General features: G+C 62.0%; 1 protein-coding gene and 1 pseudogene. One reads left to right on the plus strand and one right to left on the minus strand.

Annotation, left to right across the window (positions count from 1 at the left end; translation table 11 throughout):
• The first annotated feature begins 380 nt into the window (after positions 1–380).
• Positions 381–2138 carry a hypothetical protein gene (locus ACLBXO_RS31430; protein ID WP_447687873.1) on the plus strand — a complete coding sequence of 586 codons (1758 nt, stop codon included), beginning with the start codon at positions 381–383 and terminating at the stop codon, positions 2136–2138.
• A gap of 202 nt (positions 2139–2340) precedes the next feature.
• Here the strand turns inward: ACLBXO_RS31430 and ACLBXO_RS31435 are convergent.
• Positions 2341–2643, minus strand: a pseudogene (locus ACLBXO_RS31435) (integrase core domain-containing protein); the annotation flags it as partial.
• Between the last annotated feature and the right edge of the window lie 538 nt (positions 2644–3181).

Consider the following 3181-nt stretch of genomic DNA (forward strand, 5'->3'; position numbering starts at 1 on the left):
CCGGCCGCGACGGCATGGACCACGCGCTGACGCAGATCGACGGACAGGGCTGAGGACATCGGCGCTCTCCTTCGCCGACCAACCCATCACCTCGCCAGCCGTTTCATCACGCTCGGATGGCGCTCTAGCTTCAACGTCGCCTACAACGGCCGCCGTGCGCGTGCCCTGAAAGGCCGCTCACCCGACATGGTCCTGCGCGGGCGGCTGAAGGCCAACACCGAATGCGCCAAGCCCATCACAAAACCACCTGACCTGGACGCGCTCCCAATATATCTTTATGTAGTCGCACGCGCCAAGGAGGTGTCGCATCCAGACACGCTGCCGAGTGCGGCCCAATGTCGCCGCGGTTAGATCCTCTAGATAGCCGGTAAGAGCAGAGCTTGCTCCGTGACGCTGCTGATTACCATCGCGAGTCAAGCTTCGATCATGATGATCTCGCTCAATCGAAAGCTCGCCTTCCACTCAAGCGGCTCGAGCCTGGAGATCGTCGCTTGATGTGCGTGAAACGCTTGATGGCCGCCGCTGTCGCACTGTTCACCGCTGTCCTACCAGTGCGCGCCGATCAGATCCTCGACGCCCGATGGTTCGACAACAACGGGCGAGCTACGCTGCCCGGCGGACCCACCCTCGGCACCTACCAGAACGGCAAGATCACTTCTCAGTCTAATGCCATTCAGATCCAGGGCACGGGCTCGGCCGGCAAACTGTCGGAGACTTGCTTCAAGGTAGCCGGATCCCCGATCTGCCGTCAGCAGCGGGATCGCTGGACTGACAATCAGGTGCAGGCGGCCGACTTCGGCGTTAAATGCGATGGCATCACCGACGATGGCAATGCGATTCTAGACGCGACAAACCTTGCCGCTGGTTTAGGCGGTCGCAATTTAGTCTTTCCAAGCGGAATTTGTCGACTGCTGACACACATAGAGCCGGCGTCCAACACCCGCTGGGTCTCTCGCGGTGGCACGACAATCTACCTCGATCCCGCAATGGCCACAGGCTATCAAATCGGTGGGCGCGCCAGTGGCATTTCGTTCGACGGGGTGTCAAATATCCTAATCGACGGGATCACGTTCGCAGGCGGTGGGCAGAGCGCGCCCACGTCGAGCTGCACGACGACCTCGTGCCCGCGCGTCATCGCGCAGAACACCTCGAACGTCGTCATCCGCAATTCCACGTTCCGCGACTTCGGGCCTACCGGATCTCCGGCCGTCCAAGCTTTGCTCGTGTTCGGCGGTCACGACTGGCTCGTCGATAATTCAACATTCAAGAATTCGACCAGCGACAATCTTGCCTTCTCCAACGGAACGTACAACGTCGAGGTGCGCGGCTCGACATTCGCCAACAGCATGTCTGACAGCGCGCTCGTTTGTGCGATTGGCGGCTACAACTTCAACTTTCACGACAATTACATCATACAGGGGCAGCAAGCCTACCAGTCCCACTTGGGGCTACAGCCGCCCGTTGTAGTGATGGACCGGTGCCATAATTGGCAGATCAGTAACAACCAGATCATCGGGACGCCGGACACGAATGGCGGCATTACCGGTCAGGGCGTCCGCGTCGCGCGTTATGCCGATACCACGGACACAAACCACGATTTCACGATCTCCAACAACACCATCTTCGGCACGTACATCGCAATCAGTGTCGAGTCCGCTGGGACCGTGCAGGGGTCGCAGTCCGTGCCTGGTGGCGGTCGGTTCTCCGTCACCGCCAACACCGCGTTGGGGCCAGCCATCTGCATGCAGGTTACCGCCGTTGAGATGGGGTCTATCAATGGCAATGCCTGCATGGGCGTGACCGGCACCGGGCTTCTGCAAATCGCCTACAGCGGCAACACTGGCTCGCTGGCGATCGGCACCAATACCTTCATCGGCAAGGGGGTATCGGGCTCGTTCGGCATCCGCCAGCTCGCCGCTGGCGGTACGATCACACCGTCCGCCATGGCGCCTCAGATGGTCTCTGGGTTCACGACGAACTACGCACTTGACCCATCGAACATACCCCTCGCGCTCCCAGTCAAAACCCGAGGCTCGACCGGTGCCTGCACGCCCGGCGAGATCAACCTGAAGGCTGACGGCCCTGCCCTTGAGGCATGCGCGGCGTTCGGCACAATTAAGAGCGCGCCGCTTCAGTAGTGCGCTGACCCTCATCCTCCCGCCCCGAAGAAACTCACGGCAGGCTGACTCTTCACCACCCCTGACATCAAGAGGACGTGAACCGCGCCGGTTGTCCCAGCGGCCATTTGGTTTGGATCAGGCGGCAAGACTTGGACATCGGCCTGAGCATAATAGCGCGCCTCTGACCTAACCGGTATTTTGGACCGAGCCGAGTGGGAGGCTACTGCATGGTAGCGGCCATGGGTAGCCGGACGGCCAGATCTGGGAAGCTGACAGGCGCGGGTGGCCGATAGCCAAGCGACGAGTGCGGTCGGACGCGGTTGTAGGTGGATTGCCATAGACCAATCACGATCTGCGCCTCCTTCGGCGATTAGAAGATCTCTTGGCGTAGGCACTCGTCGCGCAACTTGCCGTTGAAGCTCTCATGGTACCCGTTCTCCCACGGCGATCCTGGCGCGATGTACTGGATCTGTGCTCCGGCTTTGGCGACCCATTTGCGCAACGCCTTGGAGATCATCTCAGGTAATTACCCACGCCCTTGCGCGGATCGGACTTCGCTGATTCTCTCGCGAGATGGGCCGCAGCGACCTTGAACGGCTGAGCCGCGAAGAGTTGATCGAGCTGGTGCTGCGTCTGCAGCGGTCACCCGCAGGCGATCGAGGAAGCGGCGATCGTCCGCAACGATTGCGCTCGGGTCCGCCTGCAGAAGCCACGCCGTCCGGCTGATCGACGGGGGCCGCCATCGCGGCGCGCTCATCGAGCCCGGCGTGGCGTCCATCACGTCCGCGCTCGCGCGACGCCGTCTCATCGCCCAATCCCGCACCACCCTCGGACGGATGTCGGCCCCCGCGCGGATCAGCCCGCGCGCGAGCTCGGCGGCGTTGCGGCAGCCGGCCTGCCAGCGCGCCTCGAGATGATCGCGGTAGGGGTCGAGTGTTGTTGCCCCCTAAAAACCGGACAGGGTCTCCTGGGTTGATCGGGTGATGAACTCGCGCGGCGAGCGGTAGCCGAGCGCGCGATGAGGATGAAGGTCGTTGTAGTGCGCCAGCCAAACGGGGAGC

Source organism: Methylobacterium sp. C33D, from assembly GCF_053345825.1.